Here is a 22,071-nt window from a genome sequence, read left to right on the forward strand (position 1 = left end):
ATCTTCCTGTTCAGTAGTGCTGAGTCCGGGGTGGTGCAAAATCTGAAGGCGGCCCGAAAACCGGGAATCGTGCCGATCAGCATTCGACGACGTTGACGGCGAGTCCGCCGCGCGATGTCTCCTTGTACTTCGATTTCATATCGGCTCCAGTCTGCCGCATGGTCTCGATCGCCTGGTCGAGGCTCACCCGGTGGGAGCCGTCGCCGTGCATGGCCAACCGGGCCGCATTGATCGCCTTCACCGAGGCGATGGCATTGCGTTCGATGCACGGCACCTGCACGAGGCCGCCGACCGGATCGCAGGTGAGCCCGAGGTTGTGCTCAAGTCCGATCTCCGCGGCGTTCTCCACCTGTTCGGGAGTTCCGCCGAGTACGGCGCACAGTCCGGCGGCAGCCATCGCGCAGGCCGATCCGACCTCTCCCTGGCAGCCCACCTCGGCGCCGGAGATCGACGCATTGCGTTTGAAGAGGATCCCGATCGCCCCGGCGGTGAGCAGGAACTTCACGACGGCATCGTCGGCAGCACTCGCACCAGCGGAGGCGCCAGCGCCGTCTTCTGATGCGCCCGCATCCGCGCCGTCGGAGCCGGCTCCCTCGTCACCGGTGACGAACCGGTCCATGTAATGGAGCACCGCAGGGATGATGCCCGCGGCCCCGTTCGTCGGAGCGGTGACGATCCGCCCACCCGAGGCGTTCTCTTCGTTGACGGCCAGTGCATAGAGGTTGACCCATTCGAGGGCGTCGAGCGATCCCGATGCCCGGTAGCCTGCGGTTTCGAGCTTCGCCTTCAGCTCCGGGGCGCGGCGACGCACCTTGAGTCCCCCGGGCAGCGTCGTCTCCTCTCGCGTGCAGCCGTTGTGCACGCATTCGGCCATCACCGACCAGATCTCGAGCAGTCGGGCCCGCAGGGTCTCATCGGTCTGGCGGGTGCGTTCATTGACGGTCATGAGTTCGGCGATGCTCAGGCCGCGGATGCGGCACTGCTCGAGCAGCTCATCGGCCGTGGAGAACGGGATGACGTCCCCGTCTCGACCGCCCGCACCAGGACCGTCACCGCCGGATCCAGCCTCGTCCCCGGCTGCGTCGATCGCTTCGGCAGCGTCCTTCTCCGCGGCGAGTTCGTCGGCGGTGACGACGAATCCCCCGCCCACGGAATAATACTCGCGCTCGATGAGCTCCCCGGCCGCTTCGGCGCTGATGCGCATCCCATTGGGATGGCCGGGCAGGGATTCCCGCAGGTGCAGGGTGAGATCTGACGCAACGTCGAAGGGCACATCGGTTCGACCGCCGAGGCGGAGCGACCCTGTCTCACGGATCTCCGCGACCAGCGGGCCCATGGAGACCGGATCGAGCGTTTCGGGTTCCTTCCCGCTGAGCCCCGCGAGCACGGCGGAGTCCGAACCGTGCCCGATGCCAGTGGCACCGAGGGAGCCGAAGAGTCCGACGCGGACCGTATCGACACGCTCGAGGAGACCCGCCTCGGCGAGTTCATCGACGAAGCGCACCGCCGCCCGCATCGGTCCCACCGTGTGCGAGGACGAGGGCCCGATGCCGATCGAGAACAGGTCGAGGACCCCGAGGCTCATCAGCCGGCTCCCTCGGCTTCAGCTCCAGGCGTCTGCCCGTCGGCGAGGAACTCCGCCATTCCATCGAGCAGCCAACGGACCGTGAAGTCCGCGAAGCTCGCCCGCGGGTAGACGCGGTAGGTGTCCTCACCGCTGTGGTGGAGGATGACCGGCACGGGACCCAGCGCCGTGACGATCGCGGATCCGACTCCGAAAGCGCGGGGGTGGAGATCGGCGCGGCAGCTCTTCTCGAGCACGTCCCGTGCCTTCTCCCCTGTCAGTTCGAGGATCGTCCGGTTGGCCGAGAGATCGACGGCCTGTCCGGGCAGTCCCTCGAGTCCCGCCTCGGCGACGATCGTCTCTCCTGGCTGCTGGCAGCGAGAGACGTCGACGGCGAGGAATTCGTCGGGGCTCAGCCACAGCACGTGCTGGGCCGCCGGGTCACCGGTGACTTCGCCGACGCTGCGCGGCAGGCTGAGGCCGAACGTGTCTTCGAGCGACGTCCACGATGCGGAGTCAGGCTGTGCCCGCAGGCCGATCTGCACCGTGAAGGGCAGTTCGCGCAGGCCGACGCTGCGGCCGCCGGCGGCACTCGCCTCGGACATCAGCCCGGCGAGGTGCGCGGCCGGCGAGACCCGCAGGTCGTCGAGTCCGCTCGACCCGGTGCCGGTGTGGGCAGCCTGCGTCTCAGCCGTCGAGGGGGACTGTGCCGTCCCAGGGGTGGAGTAGGTGGTGTCAGCCATCGCGGCGGTTTCCTTCCGGATCGTAGAAGACGGGCGAGGTGATCTCGACGTCGACGAGGGTGTCGCCGAAGGGAGACTTGACGATCTCACCTTCGCGGTTGCGGCCGTTCTCGACGAGTGCGAGACCGAACGGCCGGTCGAGGCTCGGAGAGATATAGGACGAGGTGACGTGTCCGATCATCGGCACCGGTCCGTCCTCCGGTGTGACGGGCGTGCCCGCCGCAATGAGCTGGGCGCCCTCGGCCAGACGCGTCGTACCGTCGACCGGCAGGACTCCGACGAGGTGCTTGCGGTCCTCGCGGGCCGTGTCGACTCGGGAGTAGGAGCGTTTGCCGATGAAGTCCTTGACCTTCGAGACGATCCATTCCATGCCCGCGTCCTGCGGGGTCACGGTGCCGTCGGTGTCCTGCCCGACGATGATGAAGCCCTTCTCGGCACGCAGCACGTGCATGACCTCGGTGCCGTAGGGGGTGATGTCGAACTCGGCACCCGCCTCGGCGACGGCCTCCCAGACGGCCAGCCCGTAGAACGTGTCGACGTTGATCTCGAAGGCGAGCTCACCGGAGAACGAGATCCGGCAGATGCGAGCGGGAATGCCGTTCGCCAGGGTGGTCTCACGGAAGCCCATGAACTCGAAGGCCTCGTTCGACACGTCGAGGTTCGGGGCGAGCTTGGCGATGACATCGCGCGACCGGGGTCCGGCGACGGCGACGGTCGACCACTGTTCGGTCACCGAGGTGAAGACGACGTCGAGGTCGGGCCATTCGGTCTGGTGCCATTCCTCGAGCCATTCGAGGACGGTCGCGGCCCCACCGGTGGTCGTCGTCATGTAGTAGCGGTCTTCGGCCACGCGCAGGGTCACTCCGTCGTCGAAGACCATTCCGTCGGGCTTGCACATCAGCCCGTACCGGCCCTTGCCGACCTTGAGCTTCTTGAAGCCGTTCGTGTAGATCTGGCCGAGGAACTCCCCGGCGTCGGCCCCGCGGATCTCGATCTTGCCGAGCGTCGAGGCGTCCTGGAAACCGACGGATTCGCGCACGGCCTTGCCCTCGCGCAGCACCGCCGCCTCCATGTCCTCACCCGGCTTCGGGTAGTACCAGGGCCGCTTCCACTGACCGACGTCTTCGAACACGGCACCGTGGGCGACGTGCCAGGGGTGGATCGAGGTGACCCGGGCCGGGTCGAAGAGTTCACCCTTGCGCCGTCCGGCCAGCGCCGCGAAGGGCACCGGGGCGAAGGGGGCGCGGAAGGTCGTGTGCCCGACCTGACCGAGGTCGTCGGCCTCCCCCAGCACCGAGGCGATCGCGCCGATCGCGTTGACCGCTGAGGTCTTGCCCTGATCGTTCGCCGTCGAGATCGAGGTGTAGCGCTTGATGTGCTCGACCGAGCGCATGCCCGCGCCCATCGCCCGCTGCACATCGGCGACGGTCTGGTCACGCTGGAAGTCGATGAAGTGAGTGCTCAGGTTCTGGTGATCGTCCTGCGCCGAGGTGACCAGCCACAGCGGGCGCGCCGGGGCGTACGCCATCGGCGAGGCGGCGGGGACGGCGAGCGCGGCCGGGAAGCCGGAGCGGTTCGCCGCCTGGTTCCCCGCCTCGGCGCCCTGCCGCAGCGCCGCTTCGAGCGAGTAGTCCCCAGTCACGGCGCCGACCGTGAACTGGTCGCGCACGGGCTCCGTCGGCACGAAGGCCGCGATGTCGCCGTTCCAGTGGATCTTGCCCTTGCGCTGACCGTGCAGGTGGATGACCGGCGAATGTCCGCCGGAGACCGCGAGCAGGTCGACGGGAATGCTCTCACCGTTCTCGGCTGCGACGCCGTCGTCATCGAGTCCGGCGACAGTGATGGCGCTGACCCGTCCGGCTGGCCCTTCACCGGCGGTGCCGGTGACGGCGGAGCCGAGGATGAGCCGGGTGCCCGTGGCCGCGGTGACGGATTCAGCGATCGCCGAGGCGGTCGGACGGGAGTCGATGACCGCGGGGACGGTGATGCCTGCCGCGTGGAGGTCTGTGACGAGATCGTAGGCGGAGTCGTTCGTCGTCGCCACGACCACATCGTCACCGGCGGCCACACCGTAGCGGCCGAGGTAGGTGCGCACGGCCGAGGCCAGCATGATGCCGGGGCGGTCGTTGTCGGCGAAGACGATCGGACGGTCGTGCGCACCGGTGGCGAGCACGACCTGACCGGCGCGGATGTGCCAGACCTTCTGGCGCACTCCGCGGCCACCGGCCGCGGCGACGGCGTCGGTGCGGTCTTCGAGAGCGACGAAGTAGTTCGAGTCGTAGCTGCCGAAGACGGTCGTGTTCTTCACGTAGGTGAGCTCTTCGTGCTCAGCGAACCCGGCGACGGTGGTCTCGACCCAGGCGATGGCGTCGACGCCGTCGATCGTTTCGGCCGTGGCCGGTCCCGCCGACAGCAGCGAGCCGCCGGGCAGCGATTGGTCGTCGAGGAGCAGGGTGCGCGCACCGGACTTGCCGGCTTCCCGGGCCGCGGCGAGTCCGGCGGGGCCGGCGCCGACGATGAGGACGTCGGTGTGCACGTGCTTGTGTTCGTAGGTCAGTTCGTCCTGGCCGGGGTCAAGGATGCCGAGTCCGGCGAGGTAGTCGGCCTCGAGCCCTTCGGCGATGGCGACGCGGGTGGCGGGCAGCATCGATTCGGAGACGTCTCCGGGGAACCGGGAATGCACGCGCACGAGCGCATTGGACTCCTCGACGCCGGAACCGAGGATGCCGCGAGCGCGTCCCAGGTAGGTCGAGTTGCCGCAGTCGATGCGGCCGGAGGCGATGAGCGCACTGGCGATCGTGTCACCGGCGAAGCCCGAGCAGGTGGCTCCGTCGACGGAGAAGTCGATCGGGCGGGTGGTGTCGATGCCGGTGGCAGAGGACAGTCGAGACGCGGAGTGCAGACGGGTGGTGTTCGTCATCGAACCTCTCCTTGGGTGTCGGGACGGGGCGAGCCGATCGGGTAGATGGCGGCGAAGTCGTAGGTGGCCGTGTCGCGGACGGCGTTGAACCACTTCCGGCAGCCGGCGCTGTGGCTCCACATCTCGGCAAAGGCGCCGCGACTGTTCTCACGGTAGAAGAGGTACTCGGCCCATTCCCTGTCGGTCAGGGCGTACGGGTCTTCGGGGTAGGGAACGTGGGCCTGTCCGCCGTAGTGGAATTCGGTTTCGTCCCTCGGCCCGCAGTTCGGGCAGTGGATGAGCAGCATGTCGGTGTCTCTTTCCTTCCGCTCAGTGGGCCACGGCGGCAGCGCCGTGTTCGTCGATGAGGTGGCCGGTCTCGAAGCGGTCGAGGGCGAAGGGGGCGTTGAGCGAGTGGGGTTCGTCGTTGGCGATGGTGTGGGCGTAGGTGAAGCCCGCCGCAGGAGTTCCCTTGAACCCGCCGGTGCCCCAGCCGCAGTTGGCGTAGAGTCCGTCGACTTCGGTCTTCGACACGATCGGTGAGGCGTCGAGGGTGACGTCGACGTTGCCGCCCCAGGTGCGCAGCACATGGGCGCGAGCGAAGATCGGGAACAGTTCGACCGCGGCGGCGAGCTGCTCCTCGATGACGTGGAAGCCGCCTCGTTGACCGTATCCGTTGTAGGAGTCGACCCCGGCGCCCATGACGAGTTCGCCCTTGTGCGCCTGTGAGACGTAGACGTGGACGTGGTTGGACATGACCACGGTCGGGTGCACGGGTTCGAAGAGTTCGGAGACCAGGGCCTGCAGCGGGTGGGTCTGGATCGGCAGGCGGATCCCGGCCATGTCGGCGAGCACCGAGGAGTCACCGGCCACGGCCAGTGCGACCTTCTCGGTGGCGATCGGTCCGCGGTTCGTCTGGACACCGACGACCTGATTGCCGATGCGTTCGATGCCGGTGACTTCGCAGTTCTGGATGATGTCGACACCCATTTCGTCGGCCTTGCGGGCGAAGGCCCAGGCGACGTGGTCGTGCTTGGCGATGCCGGCGCGCGGCTGATAGGTGCCGCCCATCACGGGGTAGCGGAGGTCGTCGCCGATGTTGATGATCGGGCAGACTTCCTTGACCTGCTTGGGATCGAGCCATTCGGCATCGACGCCGTTGAGCTTGTTCGCATTCACCCGGCGCTGGGATTCGCGCACGTCCTGGAGGGTGTGGGCGAGGTTGAGCACGCCGCGCTGGGAGAAGAGGAAGTCGTAGTCGAGCTCTTCGGGCAGCTGCTCCCAGAGCTTGAGGGACTTCTCGTAGATCGCGGCGGATTCGTCCCAGAGGTAGTTCGATCGGATGATCGTCGTGTTGCGGGCCATATTGCCCCCGGCGAGCCAACCCCTCTCAAGAATGGCGATGTTCGTCATTCCGTGGTTCTTCGCCAGGTAGTAGGCGGTGGCGAGTCCGTGTCCGCCGCCGCCGACGATGACGGCTTCGTAGGACTTCTTCGGCTCCGGATTGCGCCACAGGAAGTCGGGGTGTTCGGGAAGCTGGTCAGCCATCAGCGTGCTCCGATCTCGGTGAGAGTGGGGTACAGGGGGTGGTCGTTCGCCAGTCGGGTGACGCGTTCGCTCAGTTCGGCGAGGGTCTCCGGGCTCGCGCCGTTCTCATCCGTGCCGGCTTTGAGCACCTCGGCGATGATGTCGGCTGCTTCGGCGAATGCTTCGCTGCCGAATCCGCGGCTGGCGAGCGCCGGGGTGCCGATCCGCAGACCGGAGGTGACCATCGGTGGTCGGGGGTCGTCGGGGACGGCGTTGCGGTTGACGGTGATGCCGATCTGGGCGAGCATATCTTCGGCCTGGGCCCCATCGAGGGTCGAGTTGCGCAGATCGACGAGGACGAGGTGGACGTCGGTGCCGCCGGTGAGGACGGAGATTCCGCGTTCGGCGACGTCGTCTTCGGTCAGGCGGCGGGCGAGTTCGCCGGCCCCGGCCAGGGTCCGCTTCTGCTTGTCGACGAAGGTGTCGGTGGCGGCGAGCCCGAAGGCCACGGCCTTGCCGGCGATGACGTGCTCGAGGGGTCCACCCTGCTGTCCGGGGAAGACGGCGGAGTTGATCTTCTTCGCGATGTCCGCGTCATTGGTGAGGATGATGCCGCCTCGGGGACCGCCGAGGGTCTTGTGCGTCGTCGACGACACGACGTGGGCGTGCGGGACCGGTGAGGGGTGGAGTCCGGCGGCGACGAGACCGGCGAAGTGGGCCATGTCGACCATGAGGTAGGCACCGACCGAGTCGGCGATGCGGCGGAACTCGGCGAAGTCGAGCTGTCGGGTGTAGGCCGACCAGCCTGCGACGATGAGCTTCGGCTGGTGCTCGTGGGCGAGGCGTTCGACCTCGGCCATGTCGACGCGTCCGGTCTCGACGTCGAGGCCGTAGGGGACGATCGAGTAGAGGCGACCGGAGAAGTTGATCTTCATTCCGTGGGTGAGGTGGCCGCCATGGGCGAGGTTGAGGCCGAGGACGGTGTCGCCGGGACGGATGAGTGCGTGCATGACCGAGGCGTTGGCCTGGGCGCCGGAGTGCGGCTGGACATTTGCGTACTCGGCACCGAAAAGTGCCTTGACGCGGTCGATGGCGATGCGTTCGATCTCATCAACGTGTTCGCAGCCGCCGTAGTAGCGGCGTCCCGGGTAGCCCTCGGCGTACTTGTTCGTGAGCACCGACCCTTGAGCTTCCATGACGGCCGAGGCGGTGTGGTTCTCCGAGGCGATCATCTCCAGGCCCTCGCGCTGCCGGGCCAGTTCGGCGTCGATGAATCCGGCGATCTGCGGATCGAGTTCAGCGATCGAGGTGCTCAGTTCGACGGGTTCACGGCTGGGGAAGGCCCCAGCGGAAGCGCCCGTCGGGGCACTGGCCGTGCCGGCTTCGGCGGGATTGGCGAGTTGCTCTGTCATGGATCTCCTTCGACCTGTCGCGATCAGCTCTTCCCGACTGATCGGCAACTAATATATCAGATGCGTTCCTGTAGTGTAGGCAGAGAATTCCAGCCGATGCAATACATTTGCCGCAGAGATTATGAGGGGTCTTCTCATGAGCACATCCGCCGACGCGACGTCACCGACGACGTCCTTGGCGAATCACGCCTATGAGATCCTGCGGCACCGGCTCATCATGCTCGACATCGCTCCGGGCGATCCGATCAACGAGGCGGCCCTCAGCGCCGAGCTCGAGGTCGGCCGCACGCCGATCCGCGAGGCCCTCAAACGACTCGAACGCGATCATCTCGTCGTGTCCTATCCACGGCGCGGCACCTTCGCCACCAACGTCGACCTCACCGACCTGTCGACGATCTCCGAGATGCGCGAAGCACTCGAGCCCATCGCCGCCAGGCGCGCGGCTCGCAACCTCACGCCGGAGCGTCGCGCGGATTTCACTGCCGCGATCGCCGATCTCAAGGCACTTGAGGCGACCGACGAGCAGCGCACCCTCATGGAACGCGATCTCGACGTCCACCGCCTCATCTACAGCTCGGTGGACAATCCGCACCTATCGGAGACCCTCATCCGCCTCGACGACCTGGCCACCCGAATCTGGTGTCTCGTCATCCCGGGGATCCCGGATCTCGTCACTCACATCCGCGAGCACATCGATCTGCTCGAAGCGATCCTCGACGGCGATGAGGAGACTGTCGCCGCCCGCGCCGCCGAGCACGTCCGCGAGTTCGACAAGACCGTCCGCTCCACCCTGCGCTGAGGTCCCACTTCACCCGCTCACAGCCCCAGACCCCGCTGGAAGCCAGCCGCCCGGAGCCGCACCCTGACTGAACCTCGACCGTCTTTGACGTGATCACTTTCACACGATAACGTGCATGAATGTGATATATCAGTTGTCGACCTGACTCCGTCGACCACCTCATTCCCTCAACGACGAAGGACTTCCATGGCTGACTCCTCCACCGCCACCAATCTGGCCACGACCGAGAAGACCAGCATTCTGCGGGTCATCACCTATGCCGGGGCGATCATCGCGTTCCTCATCGGTTCGGGCTTCGCCACCGGCCAAGAGATCCTCCAGTACTACGCGTCCTACGGCTTCTGGGGCGTCTTCGGCACCGGCCTCCTGGTGCTCGTGCTCATCTCCTATGTGGCCGTCGAGCTCTTCCTCACGGGCAGGCGGGAGCAGTTCGAGAAACCCTCACACGTCTTCTATTACTACGGCGGAAAATACCTCGGCACGTTCTTCGACTACTTCTCGATCCTCTTCGTCTTCCTCTCGTTCACCGTGATGATCTCCGGCGCCGGCGCGGTCTTCGAGGAGCATTACGGACTGTCGAAGTTCATCGGCGGGATCGCCCTGGCCGCCGTCGTCTGCGCCACCGTGTGGTTCGGGTTGACCAGCCTCGTCGACGTCATCGGCAAGATCGGCCCGGTCATCGTCGTCGTCGCGATCGCCCTCGGCGTCTACGGCATCATGCGCGACCCCGCAGGCATCTCCACCGGGGTCGAGATCCTGCCGAGCCTTGATGTCACGCAGGCGTCCTCGAACTGGTTCCTCTCCGGACTGTCCTATGTCGGATTCTGCATGCTCTGGCTCGCGGCGTTCCTCGCCGCCCTCGGCAAGACCGTGAAGAACCGGCGCGAGGCCACGGCCGGCGGCTTCGTCGGAGGCATTGCGTTCTCTCTGGCCTGCATGGTCGTCGGACTCGGTCTGCTCGCCAACATCGGCGAGGTCTTCGACGCCGAGATCCCGATGCTCGTCCTCGCCAGCAGTCTCGGACCGTGGGTAGGGGCACTCATCTCCGTGATGATCCTCGCCGGGATCTACACGACGGCGATTCCGCTGCTGTGGACTGTGTCATCGCGCTTTTTCGACGACAAGACGAAGAAGTTCAAGTACGTCACGATCGCCCTTGCCGTTCTCGGAACGATCATCGGCCTCATCCTGCCGTTCTCGCAGATGGTCAACATCGTCTACGTCATCAACGGCTACGTCGGCATCGTCCTCCTCATGCTGATGATCGTCCGCACGATCCGCCACGTGGCCACCCGTCCTGCCGGTTGAGCCCTCGCCGAAGCTTCGTTACCGCTTTGAGTCACCGAGGCGCAGCGAGACCCGCTCCGCTGCCTGCACACATTGATTGGCGAGCTCGGCGATGCGGGTGGCATCTGTACGAAACTTCGGTGCGGCGATGAGGACAGCCGCGACCACCTCGCCGCGATGATCGTACACGGGCGCGGCAATGCCGACCTCGTGCGGTGAGGTCTCGGCATCATTGAGGGCATAAGCGGGACCAGTGGCGCGTTCCGCACCGCAGCTGGCGTCGCGGAACACCTTCACCGAGGCACTGCCTTCCGTCCGATACCGAGACCCCAGGCTGGACGTGTGCTTCACTGGCTCAGGACTGGGCACTTGTTCGACGGTGACCGCCTCGGCACCGTCCCATACCATCAACGCACTCGTCTCCGACGTGGCCCGCGTGAGTGACTGCAGGATCGGATACGCTGCTCGTCGGACATCGAGATCGGCCAGCAGGGGGCCGGCGATCGCAATGATGCCCAGCCCAAGTCGATACCGCTTGGAAGGAGCTTGTTCAACGATGCCCTCCTGCTCGAGTGAGGCGAGAATCCGCGACACCGAGCTTTTGTGCAGCCCCACGCGCGGTGCGATCTCGGTAACACCGAGCTCCTGCCTATCCGGCGCGAAACAGCGCAGGATGGCGACGGTGTTTTCGATGACCGAGGCACCGCGGCGTGGGTTGTCAGGCGATTGTCGAGGCATGGTGTGAGTATATTCGGCGGCGGGGGCCTCAGGCGGGAACGATGTTGTGTTCGGCCCCGAACGGGAACTTCGTGATGTCCTCGGACCCGTTCTCCCCGACGACGATGATGTCATGTTCGCGGTATCCGCCGGCACCCGGCTGCCCCTCGGGAATGGTGATCATCGGCTCCATAGAGATGACCATTCCCGGCTCGATGACGGTGTCGATGTCTTCTCTCAGTTCGAGACCGGCCTCGCGCCCGTAGTAGTGGCTGAGCACTCCGAATGAGTGTCCGTACCCGAAGGTGCGGTTTTCGAAGAGTCCGTGTTCGAAGTAGATCTCATTGAGTTCGGCGGCGATGTCCTTGCACACGGCGCCGGGCCTGATGAGTTCGATTCCGCGTTTGTGCACTTCGACGTTGACGTTCCACAGCTCGAGCGACCGGGCATCGGGCTCTCCGTAGAAGAGCGTGCGCTCCAGAGCGGTGTAATAGCCGGTCGGCATGGCGAAGCAGTTCAGGCTGAGGATGTCACCTTTTCGGATCTTCCGGGTCGTCGCCCAATTGTGCGCGCCATCGGTGTTGATACCCGATTGGAACCACACCCAGGTGTCACGGATTTCCTGGTCGGGGAACGTCCTAGCAATCTCATGAGTCATCGCCTCGGTGCCGATGAGCGCGAGTTCGTACTCGCTGATGCCTTCGGTGATAGTGGCCTTAATCGCCTCACCGCCGAGGTCGCCGATTCGAGCGCTGTGCTTGATCACCTCGATCTCCTCGGGTGACTTGATCATCCGCTGGCGCATCGACTCCTTCGAGATGTCGACGAGTTCCACTGCCGGGAAGGCATCTTGGAGCCTGTTGCGATTCTCAAGGGGCAAGTTGTCATCTTCGACGCCAAGACGGCGCGGGTTGCCGATCCCACGCTGACGCAGGCCCTCCTGAATCGCGTAGTAGTAGTTGTCACGACGCCAATCCGTGTACACGATGTTTTCCCCGTAGCTGGTCCGCCACGGCATGCCTGCATCGATGTTCGCGGTGATCGTCACCGTGTCGTCGGCCGTGACGACCATGGCATATGAGCGACCGAAGTACGTGAAGAGGAAGTCCGAGTAGTACTTGATGTTGTGATACGAGGTGAGGACAACTGCGTCGAGCTTCTTCTCGGCCATAATGGCGCGCAGCCCGGTCAGTCTCCGCTCCATCTCCGCGTCGGAGAAGGTGAGCGGAGTCTTGGATCCGTTGTGGAGGACCTTGAGCCGTTCAAGGTCAGCGACGGAGGCGTTGTCAGCAATGGTGGTCATGGGGTTCTCCTATTCGTTCGGTACCACTGCCTCGATACAGCAGCGGCGTGGTGGGGTTCTGGACGACTTCAGACGTCGCGCAGGGGTTTATGGAAGGTCTCCTTGGCACAGATGACTGCGCCGAGACAGATTGCGGCCGCAGCCATGAGGTACCACCCGGGGGCAAGATGCGAATTGGTCAGGCCGATGAGCAGAGTGGCCATAAAAGGTGCGGTGCCGCCGAACAGAGCGTTCGACACGTTGAAGCTCACGGCAAACCCGGTGTACCGGATACTTGTCGGGAACATCTCGGCAAGGAAGCTCGGCAGGGTGCCGTCGTTGAGGGTGAGCATGGCTCCGAGTCCGATCTCGACAAGGACGACGAGGGTGAAGCTGCCGGCGTCCAGCAACATGAAGGCCGGCACCGTGAGGACGATGAAAGTGACTGACGCGATGGTGAGCATCCTCTTGCGACCGAACCGATCCGAGGCCAGGCCGGTGAGCAGGATGAAACCGATATACGTGACGAGAGCGATGGTGGTGGCGACGAATGATTCAGTAGCCCCATAGCCGAGCTCGGTCGTGAGATAGGTGGGCATATAGGTCAGGACGACATAGAACCCGACGGCGTTTAGCAGCACGGCGCACATCGAGATGAGCAGAGGCCTCCAGTGGTCCCGGAACATGGCGAAGACCGGAGCTTTGATCACTTCATCCTGCTGAGCGAGTTCACGGAATGCCGGCGTGTCCTCGAGCCGGGTCCGGATATAGCGGCCGATCAACCCCATGGGCGCGGCAAGGAAGAATGGGAGCCTCCAACCCCAGCTCTCCAACTGTCCATCGCTCAGCGTCGCCGAGAGGACTGCGGCGAGCACCGATCCCAATAGCAATCCGGTGGCGGTGCTGGCTGGAACGACGGCTGCGTAGAGACCGCGTCGACGTGGTGGAGCGTATTCGACGAGGAACGCCGAGGCTCCAGCGTACTCGCCTGCGGCGGAGAATCCCTGCACGAGGCGGACGACGAGCAGCAGCACGGGCGCCAGGAATCCAGCCACCGCGAAACTCGGCAGCAGACCGATAGCAAAGGTCGAGATCGACATTATGAGAATCGAGACGGACAATGCCGAACGTCGTCCGATTTTGTCTCCGATATGACCCCAGATGAAACCGCCGATGGGGCGGACGACGAAGGAGACGGCGAAGACCGCAAAGGTGGACAGAAGCGCGAGATTGTCTTCGGACTCAGGGAAGAAGACGATCGCAATGGTCGTCGCAAAATACCCGTAGACACCGTAGTCGAACCATTCGACAAAGTTACCGACGAAGCTCGCAGAGACAACGCGCCGCAGCGTCCGCTTCTGCTCGATAGTGGGCTGGGTAGTCGCCGACGCATCTGTTTCCACAGCGTCATTGTCCTCTGGAGCGAGGTCGGACTTCATTGTCTTCTCCATCGTTGTGAACGGTGACAACGCGTGTGTTGCATTCTTTACAACTGCGTTGCAATACAGGCTATTGCGTTCCACTCAACCGGTCAAGAGATTTCTGCTCAGAACTGCGCGCAATCAGAAGGCGGAGAGCGAAATGCCCTGCCGGACCGAATGTCCGACAGGGCCTTGGAACTGTACTAACCGACACAGCGAAGCCCCGCACGACTTTTCGATCGTGCGGGGCTTCGCTGATGCGGGCGGCGTCGCCTACCTGCTCGAGACGCGTCCAAAGAGATTCGCAATCGGGGCGAGCAGCAGCGGCCTGGCGGCGAACCAACCCGCCACGACCACGACCATCGCGATGAGGAACCAGACGAGTCCGGCCCAACCGAGCATCTCGGTTCCCGCGAACATATAACCGAGGTTGTGCCGCAGTCCGGTCGTGAACACGAGGAACACGTGGACGAGGATGAAGAACACGAAGAACAGCATCGTCGGGAAGTGGATCGCCCGAGCCAGCGGCGCCGGATAGATCTTGTTCAGCGTCGCAGCGTTCTTCGGCCACCATTCGCTCATCCGCACACCCGTGATCGCAGCCAATGGGGCGGCGATGAACACGATGATGAAGTACATCAGCTGCTGGAGAGCGTTGTAGTTGACCCACGCATCTTCCATCGGCCATTCCATCGTTCCGTACTGCAGCGCCGCTGACAGCGCATTGGGGAAGACTTCCCAACTGGTCGGCACGATGCGCGCCCAGTGCCCTGAGACGAAGAGCAGCACGACGAAGACCACACCATTGGCCAGCCACAGCAGATCGAGGCTCGTGTGCAGCCAGAGGTTGATGCTGATCTTCTTCCCACCCTTCTTCGGGGTGTAGAACGCCGGAGGCTTCTGCTGGTGACGCACCTGCAGACCCGAGCGGATGATGAGCACCATGAAGAAGATGTTGAGGAAGTGCGTCCACCGCACCCAGCCCGGGAAACCGGGATCGACGAATTCCGGGATGTGGTATTCGCCAGGGTAGCGCTCGAGGAACTCCGGCACCCCCGGCAGGGTCGTGACACCGCGCGCGGCGAGGATGAGGACCCCGGCCACGACGATGAGTCCGCCGAGTCCCAGTCCGACGATCTTCGACCACTGTCCCAGCGACTTCGAACCGATCATGACCGGTTTCTTCTTCGCTGCAGGCTTCGCCGAGGCAGCACTGCCCGAACCCGACGAGGTGGCCTTCGCGGCCGGAGCCGTCTTCACGGCTGGCTTGTCCGCGGTGCGAGCCCCAGCCTTGTCGTCCGACTTCGCTGCGGGCTTGGCCATCGGTTTGCGCTGGGCAGGCTTGTCCGCGGTCTTCGCCGCAGGCTTCGCCATCGGTTTGCGCTGCGCGGGCTTCTTCTCGGCTCCGTCGGATTTCTTCTCTGAGGCCGAGGCGGCTCCCGCAGCGGCAGCACCTGCACCGGCGGCGGCTCCCGCGCCTGCGGCTGCCGCACCGACGCCGCCGATTCCGGTGCGTCGGCCCTGGGGCTTCTTCTCACCTGATTCGTCACCGGCCGCCGGCGTCGAGTCCTGCTTCGCGGATTCGCCGGACTGTGCGTCCTCGGCCGGCTTGCCTGCCTCGGCAGATGCGGAATCGGTCGACTTAGCGTCTGCGGCCTTCTCTTCAGCCGGAGCCGACGCGGCGGCCGAGCCTGCGGCGGGTTTGGCAGCGTGTGCGGGAGCAAAGCCTTCCGGCGGCCAGGGGTCTCCCCCGGCGGTGCGGGGCAGTCCGCGGCGCAGCGGCACATCGGAGAGTACTCCGGAGCCGGCACCGCTCGCGGCTGCCGCGGCCACACCGGCACCGGCAGCACCTGCGCCGGCTGCCGCAGGAACAGCCGACGAGGATTCAGAAGTTGATTCGGCTGACGTTTCAGCCGAAGCGGTTTCGGCAGAATCGGCCTGAGCAGCGGATTCCTTCGCAGTGCTCTCGGCAGGAGCGGAAGCGGCCGCTGCCGGAGCAGAAGCGCCAGCCGAGCCACCTGCAGCCTTGGCCCCGGCGCGCGCGAAGCCTTCCGGCGGCCAGGGGGCTCCCCCGGCGACACGCGGCAGACCGCGACGCAGTGGAACCTCGGCGGCAGGAGCCGATTCGGCAGCGGGAGCATCAGCGGCGGCAGGTTCTGCCGCAGCTGACTCATCGTGCGAACCGGAAGCGGCGACGGCAGCGCCGGCAGCCACTCCGGCACCAGCCGTCGCGGCAGCGGCAACCGGGGCAGCCGTGGACTGTTCGTCCGATTCAGCGGACGCCGCGTCCTCGGTCGAATCCTCGACAGCGACATCCTCTTCGACTGCAGGCTCTTCCGGAGCCGACGATTCAGCAGACGCAATGGGAGCAGCTGAGGCACCGGTGGCCTTCACTCCGGCAGGAGCAAGACCTTCCGGCGGCCAAGGCTCTCCACCCTCGACGCGCGGAAGACCACGACGCAGAGGCACCTCGGCCGAAGTAACTGCCTCAGCGGGTTCCTCGACCGAATCCTCAACGGGCTCTTCGGCTTCGTCGGAAGCCACGGTCCCCGTCGATTCCTCGGCGTCGGTCACATCGGACTCGGCCGCCTCGGCGGGGGAACCTTCATCCAGTTCCTCCGTCTCGGCAGTCTCCGGCAGCCATGACGCACCCTCTTCCAAGGGTTCGCCGATGGTGCCCTCCGGGGGCCAGGGGTCTCCGCCTTCGACCCGGGGCAGACCCGAGCGCAGCGAACTGGAATAGGTTGCCATATCAGGACTTGTTCTCGTTCAGTGATTCGATGGCCTGGGGAACGACCTTGAACAGGTCGCCGACGACGCCGAAATCGGCGATGTCGAAGATCGGAGCTTCGGCGTCCTTGTTGACCGCGACGATGGTCTTCGAGGTCTGCATACCGGCTTTGTGCTGGATCGCGCCGGAGATGCCGAGCGCCACATAGAGCTGCGGGGACACCGACACACCGGTCTGGCCGACCTGGTGCGACTGGGCGATGTAGCCGGCGTCGACGGCCGCACGGGAGGCACCGACGGCTGCGCCGAGGGTGTCGGCGAATTCGCCGACGAGCTCGAAGGACTCCTCCGAACCGACGCCGCGGCCACCGGAGACGACCTTCTGCGCGCCGCGCAGCTCGGGACGCGAGGAAGTTTCGACAACGGCTTCGAATGAGTCGATCGCGGCGGAGCGCTTACCGGAATCGGCGACCTCGAGGGCCTGCGTGTTCGCGGACTGTGCTTCTGCGCGAGCCTCGATCGAGCCCAGGCGCACGGTCACGATGGGCGCACCGAAGGTCGGGGCCGAGGAGGCGGTGTAGCCGCCGCCGTAGACGGAGTGATTGGCCACGATGCCCTCGGAGTCGCGTTCGAGTCCGGTGGCGTCCACGGACACGGCCGATCCGCTGCGCACGGCGTAGCGACCGGCGATGTCACGACCGTCGAGAGTATTGGGCACGAGAACGGCGTCGGGAGCGGTGAGCTCCGCGGCTGCGGCCACGGCGTCGACGGCCGCAGTGCCGAGGTTGCCCTCGGTGGCTGCGGCGGTCAGGGTCGCCACGGCGCCGAGTTCGGCGGCCTTCTCGGCAGCGGCGTCGGCGCTGCCGGCGGCGAGAACGAGGGCGACGGGTGAGCCGATCTCAGCGGCACCGCCGAGCAGTTCGGCGGCCGGCTTCTCCAGCTGGCCTTCGGCATCGGCGGTGAGGACGACGAGAATGGAATCCTGCGGGAATTCTGACATGACGATTCTCCTTAGGCCAGACGGTTCTTGGTGAGGTATTCGGCGAGTTCGACTCCGCCATTGCCTTCGTCGACGACCTTCTCGCCGGCTTCGCGCGGCGGCTTCTCAGCGACGGTGACCATGATCGAACGGGCCACGGACTGGTCCTCGGCGTCGATGTCGAGATCGGACAGGCTGATGACCTCGAAGGGCTTCTTCTTCGCCGCCATGATGCCCTTGAAGTTCGGGAATCGGGCCTCGGGAAGCGCCTCGGTGATGGAGATGACGGCGGGCAGTTCAGCAGACACCTGCTGCTTGCCGCCTTCGACCGCGCGGGTGCCGGAGACCTTGCCGTCGCCCAGTTCGACGGCCGTCAGGCCGGTCACGTGCGGGTAGTCGAGGTGCTCGGCGAGCATCGCCGGCATCATGCCGCCGTTGCCGTCGGTGGAGACGTTGCCGGTGACGACGAGGTCGAACTCACCGCGGCGCAGAGCGGCGGCGAGCACCTCGGCGGTCAGCCCGAGATCGGCGCCGGCCAGACCTTCGTCGGCCACGTGCACGGCGTTGTCGGCGCCCATGGCCAGACCCTTGCGGATCGTCGCGGTCGCGGTATCGGGCGCCATCGAGATGACGGTCACCTCGGTGTCGCCGTCGGAGTCCTTCTGCGTCAGGGCGACCTCGAGGGCGCGCTCACCGATCTCATCGAGGACGGCTTCCGAGGCGCCGCGATCGGCGAGCCCGGTTTCCAAGTTCAACTTGCGGTCGCCGTACGTATCCGGGACCTCTTTGACCAACACCGCGATCTTCAAGGATGACTCCTTAGGTTCGTGAAGCAGTTCCAGCTGCGTGAGACTTTCGTCTCATAATCTACAGGTGGCTGATTTCCGTCCGTTGACCGGGTCCGGGTTAGAACCGATCATGTCCATCACCCATGGTACGTGGTAGGCACCACAGATATCTCCGTTACTGTACGAACGATCGACAGAATTTGTCCAGTGCGTCGGGCTCCGCAAACTCGTGAGCTTCCCTCGCCGAGGCGGTCCCCTGTCGTCGACGACGGGACCTCGACGCGCGGCCGCTCCCTCACCGAGGCGGGGCCCTAGAATGGGACGCAGACCGACCTTTCCGCCCGGTGGACATCGCCGACTCTCCGAGCGAGTGCATCCGGGCGGGCTGGACGCAGAGGTCGCAGGCAAAACGCAGACATCAACGGTGAAGGAGCGCCCCGTGGCATTCGACCTCGACGACATCGACCGCAGCATCATCGCCGCCCTCGTCGAGGACTCGCGCCTGAGCGTGCGCCAGTTGGCCGAACGCGTCCACATCTCCCGCTCCGCCGCGCATAAGCGCTTCACCACCCTCATCGAATCGGGTGCGATCAGAAAATTCACCGCCGAGGTGGACCGCGAGGCTCTCGGCATGACCGTGACCGCGGTCGTCGTCGTCAAGATCGGCGAGCGCCCCTGGCCGCAGGTCCGTGACGACCTGGCAGCCCTTCCGTTCGTGGAGAAGGTCCAAGCCGTCAGCGGGGACATCGACGCCCTGGTGACGGTCAATGCCCCGGATAACACTGCACTGTCGCAGGTGATCCTGCGCCGGATCCACGAAGTCCCGGGCGTCGTGTCCTCCCGCTCGCTCCTCATCCTCGATGAGGCCGAGGGCCACCGTCCCGGCGCAGGCTGAGTCGTGTGGCTCAGTGCTTCTGGTACTCGGTGATGGCTTTCTCGGCAAGGTCGAGACCATAATCCGCGTCGGAGTATCCGGCGATTGTGGCTTTGCCGATCGGATAGACGTGTCCGGCCCGGACAGCCGGGAGGTCTTTGAACACGGCAGAGTCCATGAGCGCCCTCGTCAACGAGTCATAGTCGCCGCGCAGGTCCGAGTTGACGAAGATGATGTCGGCATCGGACAGACTGCGGTCGAGGACTTCCAGCGAGATCTGAGCTTCGGGCTCGACGGTGCCGGACTTATTGCCTCCCTGTTCGGCCTTCCCGTACTTCTTCACCATGGCGTCCTCGTCGGCTGACCAATCGAACCCGAGCGGGGACAGAATAGTGCCGAGCATGTTCTCACTGCCCCACAGATATGCCGAGTTGTCCTCGAAGGAGGACACCACTCCGATCGTGGTGCCCCCGGTGACCTCGGAGTGCTTTTCGCCGAGCTGCTTCTGCCGAGCCGTGAATTCTCTGTCGAGTTCGTCGAGCTGATCGGTCTTGTTGACGGCGTCTGCGACTTCCGCAACACGCTGCTGCCAGTTCGCGCGGTCTCCGCCGCGCAGGGTGAACTGGTAGACGGGTGCGATCTCCTCAAGCTGCTCGATCATCTCCGGTTCGAAGATGTTCGGGGACAGGATGAGGTCGGGTTCGGCCTCGGCGAGCTTCTCGAGGTCCGGCTCCTGCTGACTGACTGCAGGGATGCCTTCGAGTTCATCGAGCCACTCCTCGGGCACGGCCGGATCCTGGTACTCGCCCTGCGCCACGGGAGGCTCGTCAAGATCCATGAGGGTCTCGGTGGCGGCATAGTGCAGTGTCGCGACGGCTTTCGGAGCCGCGGGCACTTCGACCTCCGAGCCGGTCGCATCGGTGACGGTGCGCGTCTCGGAGGCAGCGCCCGGGTTCGCTTCCTCACTGCCGCCTGCGCATCCGGCGAGGAGGGCGAGGCCGGCGGCTCCGGCGATGACAGCCGCGGTCAGGCGCGTCAATGACATACGTTTGTCCTTATTCTTCTTTGTTCTGTTGAACGTCCGGGTGAGGCGGCCGGGCCCCGGAGAGGCAGTTCAGGAGCGTGCGGCGATCACGGCCGATCGGAACCGGCCGAACCCCCATCCGATGTCTCTCACCTGTACGTGCGCGGCTCCGAGCTTGTGCAGATCGATGACGAGCTCGCCGCTGGTCAGCGACGGATTCCCGGTGGTGGCCAGGACCGTGATGAGCTCTTCGGCCTGATGGTCATCGGTCTCGGCATCGTCGGTGAAGGGTTCGACGATCACCACGGTCCGGCTCGCGGCGAGCATCCGGTCCAACAACGAGGTCACCTCTGTCCGAGATCGCCCCGTCAATCCGGCGATCACGAGGGTGCAGTCGACGTCCGGCCAGGGTCGTCGACCGGACAGGCCCTGTGCGCCGGGAGTATTGATCGTCCGCCCCGAATGCGAGGCCTTCCTCGTCAGGGCGGCGGCCGCCTCGGCGTCGACATCACCGACGACGGCGAGGCTCTCGGCCGAGGCCACGGGTTCGAGGTCGAGGATGAGATCGAGGACATACTGCAGGTGGTCGAGGCTGCGTCGCCGGTGGGCGGAGTCGAGTTCGGGGTCGGCGTCGCGCTGGGCATGCCAGGTGGGAGCCTGAATCGTCGAGGCGCGCGAAGTGCGGGAGGCGAACCCGCCGCTGAGCACGTCGACGAGGTCGACGAGGGAGAACAGGTCGAGCAGCGCCGGATCGCTCAGGTCGAGCCCGTCGGAGGCACCCTCGCCGGTGAGAACCGCTCCGGTCGGGGTGTTGCGGTAGATCTCGTCCTCGCGAGATAGGAGCCCGAGGGAGCACATGGCTGTCAGCACCGGCCGCACGCGGTCGGGGTCGAGGCCGAGTTCGGCCGCGATCGCCTCGGCGGTGGCGATTCCGCCGGCGATGAGGTCGTTGATGCCGAAGGTGACGGCTGTCCGGGTGATGATCGCTGGGAGCAGTTCGGTCATTTCGTGGACCTGGTGGAGGACCTCGAGAGTTCCGTCCGGTTCGGCGCTGCCCTCGCCGCCGGCTGCTGCAGAAGGGGCCGAATTATCGGCCGGGGCGGGTTCGGCCCCAGATCCCTCGAGCGTGGCCTCGGGAGTGGAGGCGACTGCCGCACTTGGCGCGGCGGGACGAGTCGGCATCTTCCGCCAGTAGCCGACGACCTCGACGTCCTCTTTGGGAAGGCCGATCTCCCGGCGCAGATAGCGGCGGATGGGGGCGATGGTCAGCGTCTCGCCCGCACACCAGGCGAAAGTGCGGCCTTCAGGCAGGTCGAGATTCTTCACGGCGTCGACCATCAGGCGCGATTCGCCCGGTGCGGTGGATCCGCGGATGAGCCAGTCGATTTCGACATCGGCTTCGGTGGTGATGTCCTGGATGTCGTCGGAGGTGGGCACTTCGACGATGATGTGACCGCGGGTGCCCGCAGGTGCCTCTTCGAGCCAGCGCCCGACAGCGGGCAGCGCCGTCTCGTCAGCGACGAGGAGGTGGAAGTCGATGTCGTCGGCCAAGCCGGCGCAGGTCTTCGGTCCGGCGAAGCTGATCCGATCACCGACCGCGACGCCGAAAGCCCAGTCAGAGGCCAGTCCGGAGTCATGGCGAACGATGTCGATGCTGAAGGAGTTCGTCTCGTGGTCGACGCTGCGAACGGTGTAGTCACGAGCACGGTTGAGCGCTTCGCGGTTCCAGTTGAAGCGGAACTCCTCCTGCTCGCCGATATCGAGGGATGAGCCGTCGGGCGGGGGAATGACGAGCTTCACGTGATCGTCGAAACCCTCGGAGCGGAATGCAGGCCGTACGGTCTCGCCGACCCCACCGGCCGCCAATTGATCGCCTGAAACTGTCAGGCGTCGCATGTTCGGGGTGATGTCGGCGATGCCCGTGACTTCCACCTCGCGCAGGATGATCGGCAGCACCTGCAGAGGCCTGGAAGTGCGCGGCATATATTCAGCTCCGAGGGTTCTTGACGTATGAAACAGCGAGAA

17 protein-coding genes are annotated in these 22,071 nt (G+C 65.4%); 3 read left to right on the top strand and 14 right to left on the bottom strand.

Annotated elements, in window-relative coordinates; genetic code table 11:
- Positions 1 to 76: 76 nt before the first annotated feature.
- From D3I60_RS06425 to glyA, 6 genes are read right to left on the bottom strand one after another with little or no spacing between them, the layout of a single operon-like run.
- Positions 77 to 1,585 carry an L-serine ammonia-lyase, iron-sulfur-dependent, subunit alpha gene (locus D3I60_RS06425; RefSeq protein WP_262775312.1) on the bottom strand — a complete coding sequence of 503 codons (1,509 nt, stop codon included), beginning with the start codon at positions 1,583 to 1,585 and terminating at the stop codon, positions 77 to 79.
- Positions 1,585 to 2,307 carry a sarcosine oxidase subunit gamma gene (locus D3I60_RS06430; RefSeq protein WP_262775313.1) on the bottom strand — a complete coding sequence of 241 codons (723 nt, stop codon included), beginning with the start codon at positions 2,305 to 2,307 and terminating at the stop codon, positions 1,585 to 1,587. Before D3I60_RS06430 ends, D3I60_RS06425 begins: the two co-directional genes overlap by 1 nt.
- Positions 2,300 to 5,227 (bottom strand): glycine cleavage T C-terminal barrel domain-containing protein, encoded by a 2,928-nt coding sequence (locus tag D3I60_RS06435; RefSeq protein ID WP_262775314.1) that lies wholly within the window; start codon positions 5,225 to 5,227, stop codon positions 2,300 to 2,302. Before D3I60_RS06435 ends, D3I60_RS06430 begins: the two co-directional genes overlap by 8 nt.
- Positions 5,224 to 5,514, bottom strand: coding sequence for a sarcosine oxidase subunit delta (locus D3I60_RS06440; RefSeq protein ID WP_262775316.1), 291 nt, complete (start codon positions 5,512 to 5,514; stop codon positions 5,224 to 5,226). The genes D3I60_RS06435 and D3I60_RS06440 overlap by 4 nt, the downstream gene beginning before the upstream one ends.
- Positions 5,515 to 5,536: 22 nt before the next feature.
- Positions 5,537 to 6,754, bottom strand: a complete 1,218-nt coding sequence (locus D3I60_RS06445) for a sarcosine oxidase subunit beta family protein (protein ID WP_262775317.1) — start codon at positions 6,752 to 6,754, stop codon at positions 5,537 to 5,539.
- The gene (gene glyA, locus D3I60_RS06450; protein WP_276584436.1) at positions 6,754 to 8,145 is read right to left on the bottom strand and encodes a serine hydroxymethyltransferase; all 1,392 of its coding nucleotides are present in this window, start codon (positions 8,143 to 8,145) and stop codon (positions 6,754 to 6,756) included. Before glyA ends, D3I60_RS06445 begins: the two co-directional genes overlap by 1 nt.
- 136 nt (positions 8,146 to 8,281) lie before the next feature.
- Here glyA and D3I60_RS06455 point away from each other — a divergent pair, with 136 nt between their 5' ends.
- Together D3I60_RS06455 and D3I60_RS06460 are read left to right on the top strand one after the other, a co-directional pair.
- The gene (locus tag D3I60_RS06455) at positions 8,282 to 8,944 is read left to right on the top strand and encodes a GntR family transcriptional regulator (RefSeq protein ID WP_262775318.1); all 663 of its coding nucleotides are present in this window, start codon (positions 8,282 to 8,284) and stop codon (positions 8,942 to 8,944) included.
- A gap of 186 nt (positions 8,945 to 9,130) precedes the next feature.
- The gene (locus D3I60_RS06460) at positions 9,131 to 10,252 is read left to right on the top strand and encodes a YkvI family membrane protein (RefSeq protein ID WP_262775319.1); all 1,122 of its coding nucleotides are present in this window, start codon (positions 9,131 to 9,133) and stop codon (positions 10,250 to 10,252) included.
- Positions 10,253 to 10,270: 18 nt separating this feature from the next.
- Here D3I60_RS06460 and D3I60_RS06465 read toward each other — a convergent pair whose 3' ends face one another.
- From D3I60_RS06465 to D3I60_RS06490, 6 genes are all read right to left on the bottom strand, one after another.
- A complete protein-coding gene (locus D3I60_RS06465) occupies positions 10,271 to 10,969 on the bottom strand; it encodes an IclR family transcriptional regulator (protein ID WP_262775320.1) in 699 nt (232 codons plus the stop codon).
- A 28-nt stretch (positions 10,970 to 10,997) separates the two neighbouring features.
- A complete protein-coding gene (locus tag D3I60_RS06470; RefSeq protein WP_262775321.1) occupies positions 10,998 to 12,251 on the bottom strand; it encodes an aminopeptidase P family protein in 1,254 nt (417 codons plus the stop codon).
- 68 nt (positions 12,252 to 12,319) lie between these two features.
- Entirely contained in the window at positions 12,320 to 13,669 is a 1,350-nt protein-coding gene (locus D3I60_RS06475) for an MFS transporter (protein ID WP_262775322.1), read from the bottom strand.
- Between the two features lie 255 nt (positions 13,670 to 13,924).
- Entirely contained in the window at positions 13,925 to 16,402 is a 2,478-nt protein-coding gene (locus tag D3I60_RS06480; protein WP_262775323.1) for a cytochrome b/b6 domain-containing protein, read from the bottom strand.
- 1 nt (position 16,403) lies between these two features.
- Complete coding sequence (locus D3I60_RS06485; RefSeq protein ID WP_139906505.1) at positions 16,404 to 17,381, bottom strand: electron transfer flavoprotein subunit alpha/FixB family protein; 978 nt, start codon at positions 17,379 to 17,381, stop codon at positions 16,404 to 16,406.
- 11 nt (positions 17,382 to 17,392) lie between these two features.
- A complete protein-coding gene (locus D3I60_RS06490) occupies positions 17,393 to 18,169 on the bottom strand; it encodes an electron transfer flavoprotein subunit beta/FixA family protein (RefSeq protein ID WP_262775324.1) in 777 nt (258 codons plus the stop codon).
- 418 nt (positions 18,170 to 18,587) lie between these two features.
- On the opposite strand from D3I60_RS06490, the gene D3I60_RS06495 reads away from it, so the two are divergent.
- On the top strand, positions 18,588 to 19,043 hold the full coding sequence (locus D3I60_RS06495; RefSeq protein ID WP_009883814.1) for an Lrp/AsnC family transcriptional regulator: 456 nt from the start codon (positions 18,588 to 18,590) through the stop codon (positions 19,041 to 19,043).
- A 10-nt stretch (positions 19,044 to 19,053) separates the two neighbouring features.
- Here D3I60_RS06495 and D3I60_RS06500 read toward each other — a convergent pair whose 3' ends face one another.
- Positions 19,054 to 20,067, bottom strand: coding sequence for an ABC transporter substrate-binding protein (locus tag D3I60_RS06500; protein WP_262775325.1), 1,014 nt, complete (start codon positions 20,065 to 20,067; stop codon positions 19,054 to 19,056).
- A 69-nt stretch (positions 20,068 to 20,136) separates the two neighbouring features.
- Positions 20,137 to 22,029 carry a siderophore-interacting protein gene (locus D3I60_RS06505; RefSeq protein ID WP_262775326.1) on the bottom strand — a complete coding sequence of 631 codons (1,893 nt, stop codon included), beginning with the start codon at positions 22,027 to 22,029 and terminating at the stop codon, positions 20,137 to 20,139.
- Between the last annotated feature and the right edge of the window lie 42 nt (positions 22,030 to 22,071).

The organism is Brevibacterium permense (assembly GCF_025506275.1).
Lineage (GTDB): Bacteria > Actinomycetota > Actinomycetes > Actinomycetales > Brevibacteriaceae > Brevibacterium > Brevibacterium permense_A.

Bases quoted from the DNA above. Each gene is read 5' to 3' on its own strand.
- D3I60_RS06500 (WP_262775325.1), bottom strand. From the start codon at position 20,067: ATGTCATTGACGCGCCTGACCGCGGCTGTCATCGCCGGAGCCGCCGGC.
- D3I60_RS06505 (WP_262775326.1), bottom strand. From the start codon at position 22,029: ATGCCGCGCACTTCCAGGCCTCTGCAGGTGCTGCCGATCATCCTGCGC.
- D3I60_RS06435 (WP_262775314.1), bottom strand. From the start codon at position 5,227: ATGACGAACACCACCCGTCTGCACTCCGCGTCTCGACTGTCCTCTGCC.
- D3I60_RS06470 (WP_262775321.1), bottom strand. From the start codon at position 12,251: ATGACCACCATTGCTGACAACGCCTCCGTCGCTGACCTTGAACGGCTC.
- D3I60_RS06475 (WP_262775322.1), bottom strand. From the start codon at position 13,669: ATGAAGTCCGACCTCGCTCCAGAGGACAATGACGCTGTGGAAACAGAT.
- D3I60_RS06465 (WP_262775320.1), bottom strand. From the start codon at position 10,969: ATGCCTCGACAATCGCCTGACAACCCACGCCGCGGTGCCTCGGTCATC.
- D3I60_RS06460 (WP_262775319.1), top strand. From the start codon at position 9,131: ATGGCTGACTCCTCCACCGCCACCAATCTGGCCACGACCGAGAAGACC.
- D3I60_RS06440 (WP_262775316.1), bottom strand. From the start codon at position 5,514: ATGCTGCTCATCCACTGCCCGAACTGCGGGCCGAGGGACGAAACCGAA.
- D3I60_RS06425 (WP_262775312.1), bottom strand. From the start codon at position 1,585: ATGAGCCTCGGGGTCCTCGACCTGTTCTCGATCGGCATCGGGCCCTCG.
- D3I60_RS06455 (WP_262775318.1), top strand. From the start codon at position 8,282: ATGAGCACATCCGCCGACGCGACGTCACCGACGACGTCCTTGGCGAAT.
- D3I60_RS06430 (WP_262775313.1), bottom strand. From the start codon at position 2,307: ATGGCTGACACCACCTACTCCACCCCTGGGACGGCACAGTCCCCCTCG.
- glyA (WP_276584436.1), bottom strand. From the start codon at position 8,145: ATGACAGAGCAACTCGCCAATCCCGCCGAAGCCGGCACGGCCAGTGCC.
- D3I60_RS06480 (WP_262775323.1), bottom strand. From the start codon at position 16,402: ATGGCAACCTATTCCAGTTCGCTGCGCTCGGGTCTGCCCCGGGTCGAA.
- D3I60_RS06445 (WP_262775317.1), bottom strand. From the start codon at position 6,754: ATGGCTGACCAGCTTCCCGAACACCCCGACTTCCTGTGGCGCAATCCG.
- D3I60_RS06485 (WP_139906505.1), bottom strand. From the start codon at position 17,381: ATGTCAGAATTCCCGCAGGATTCCATTCTCGTCGTCCTCACCGCCGAT.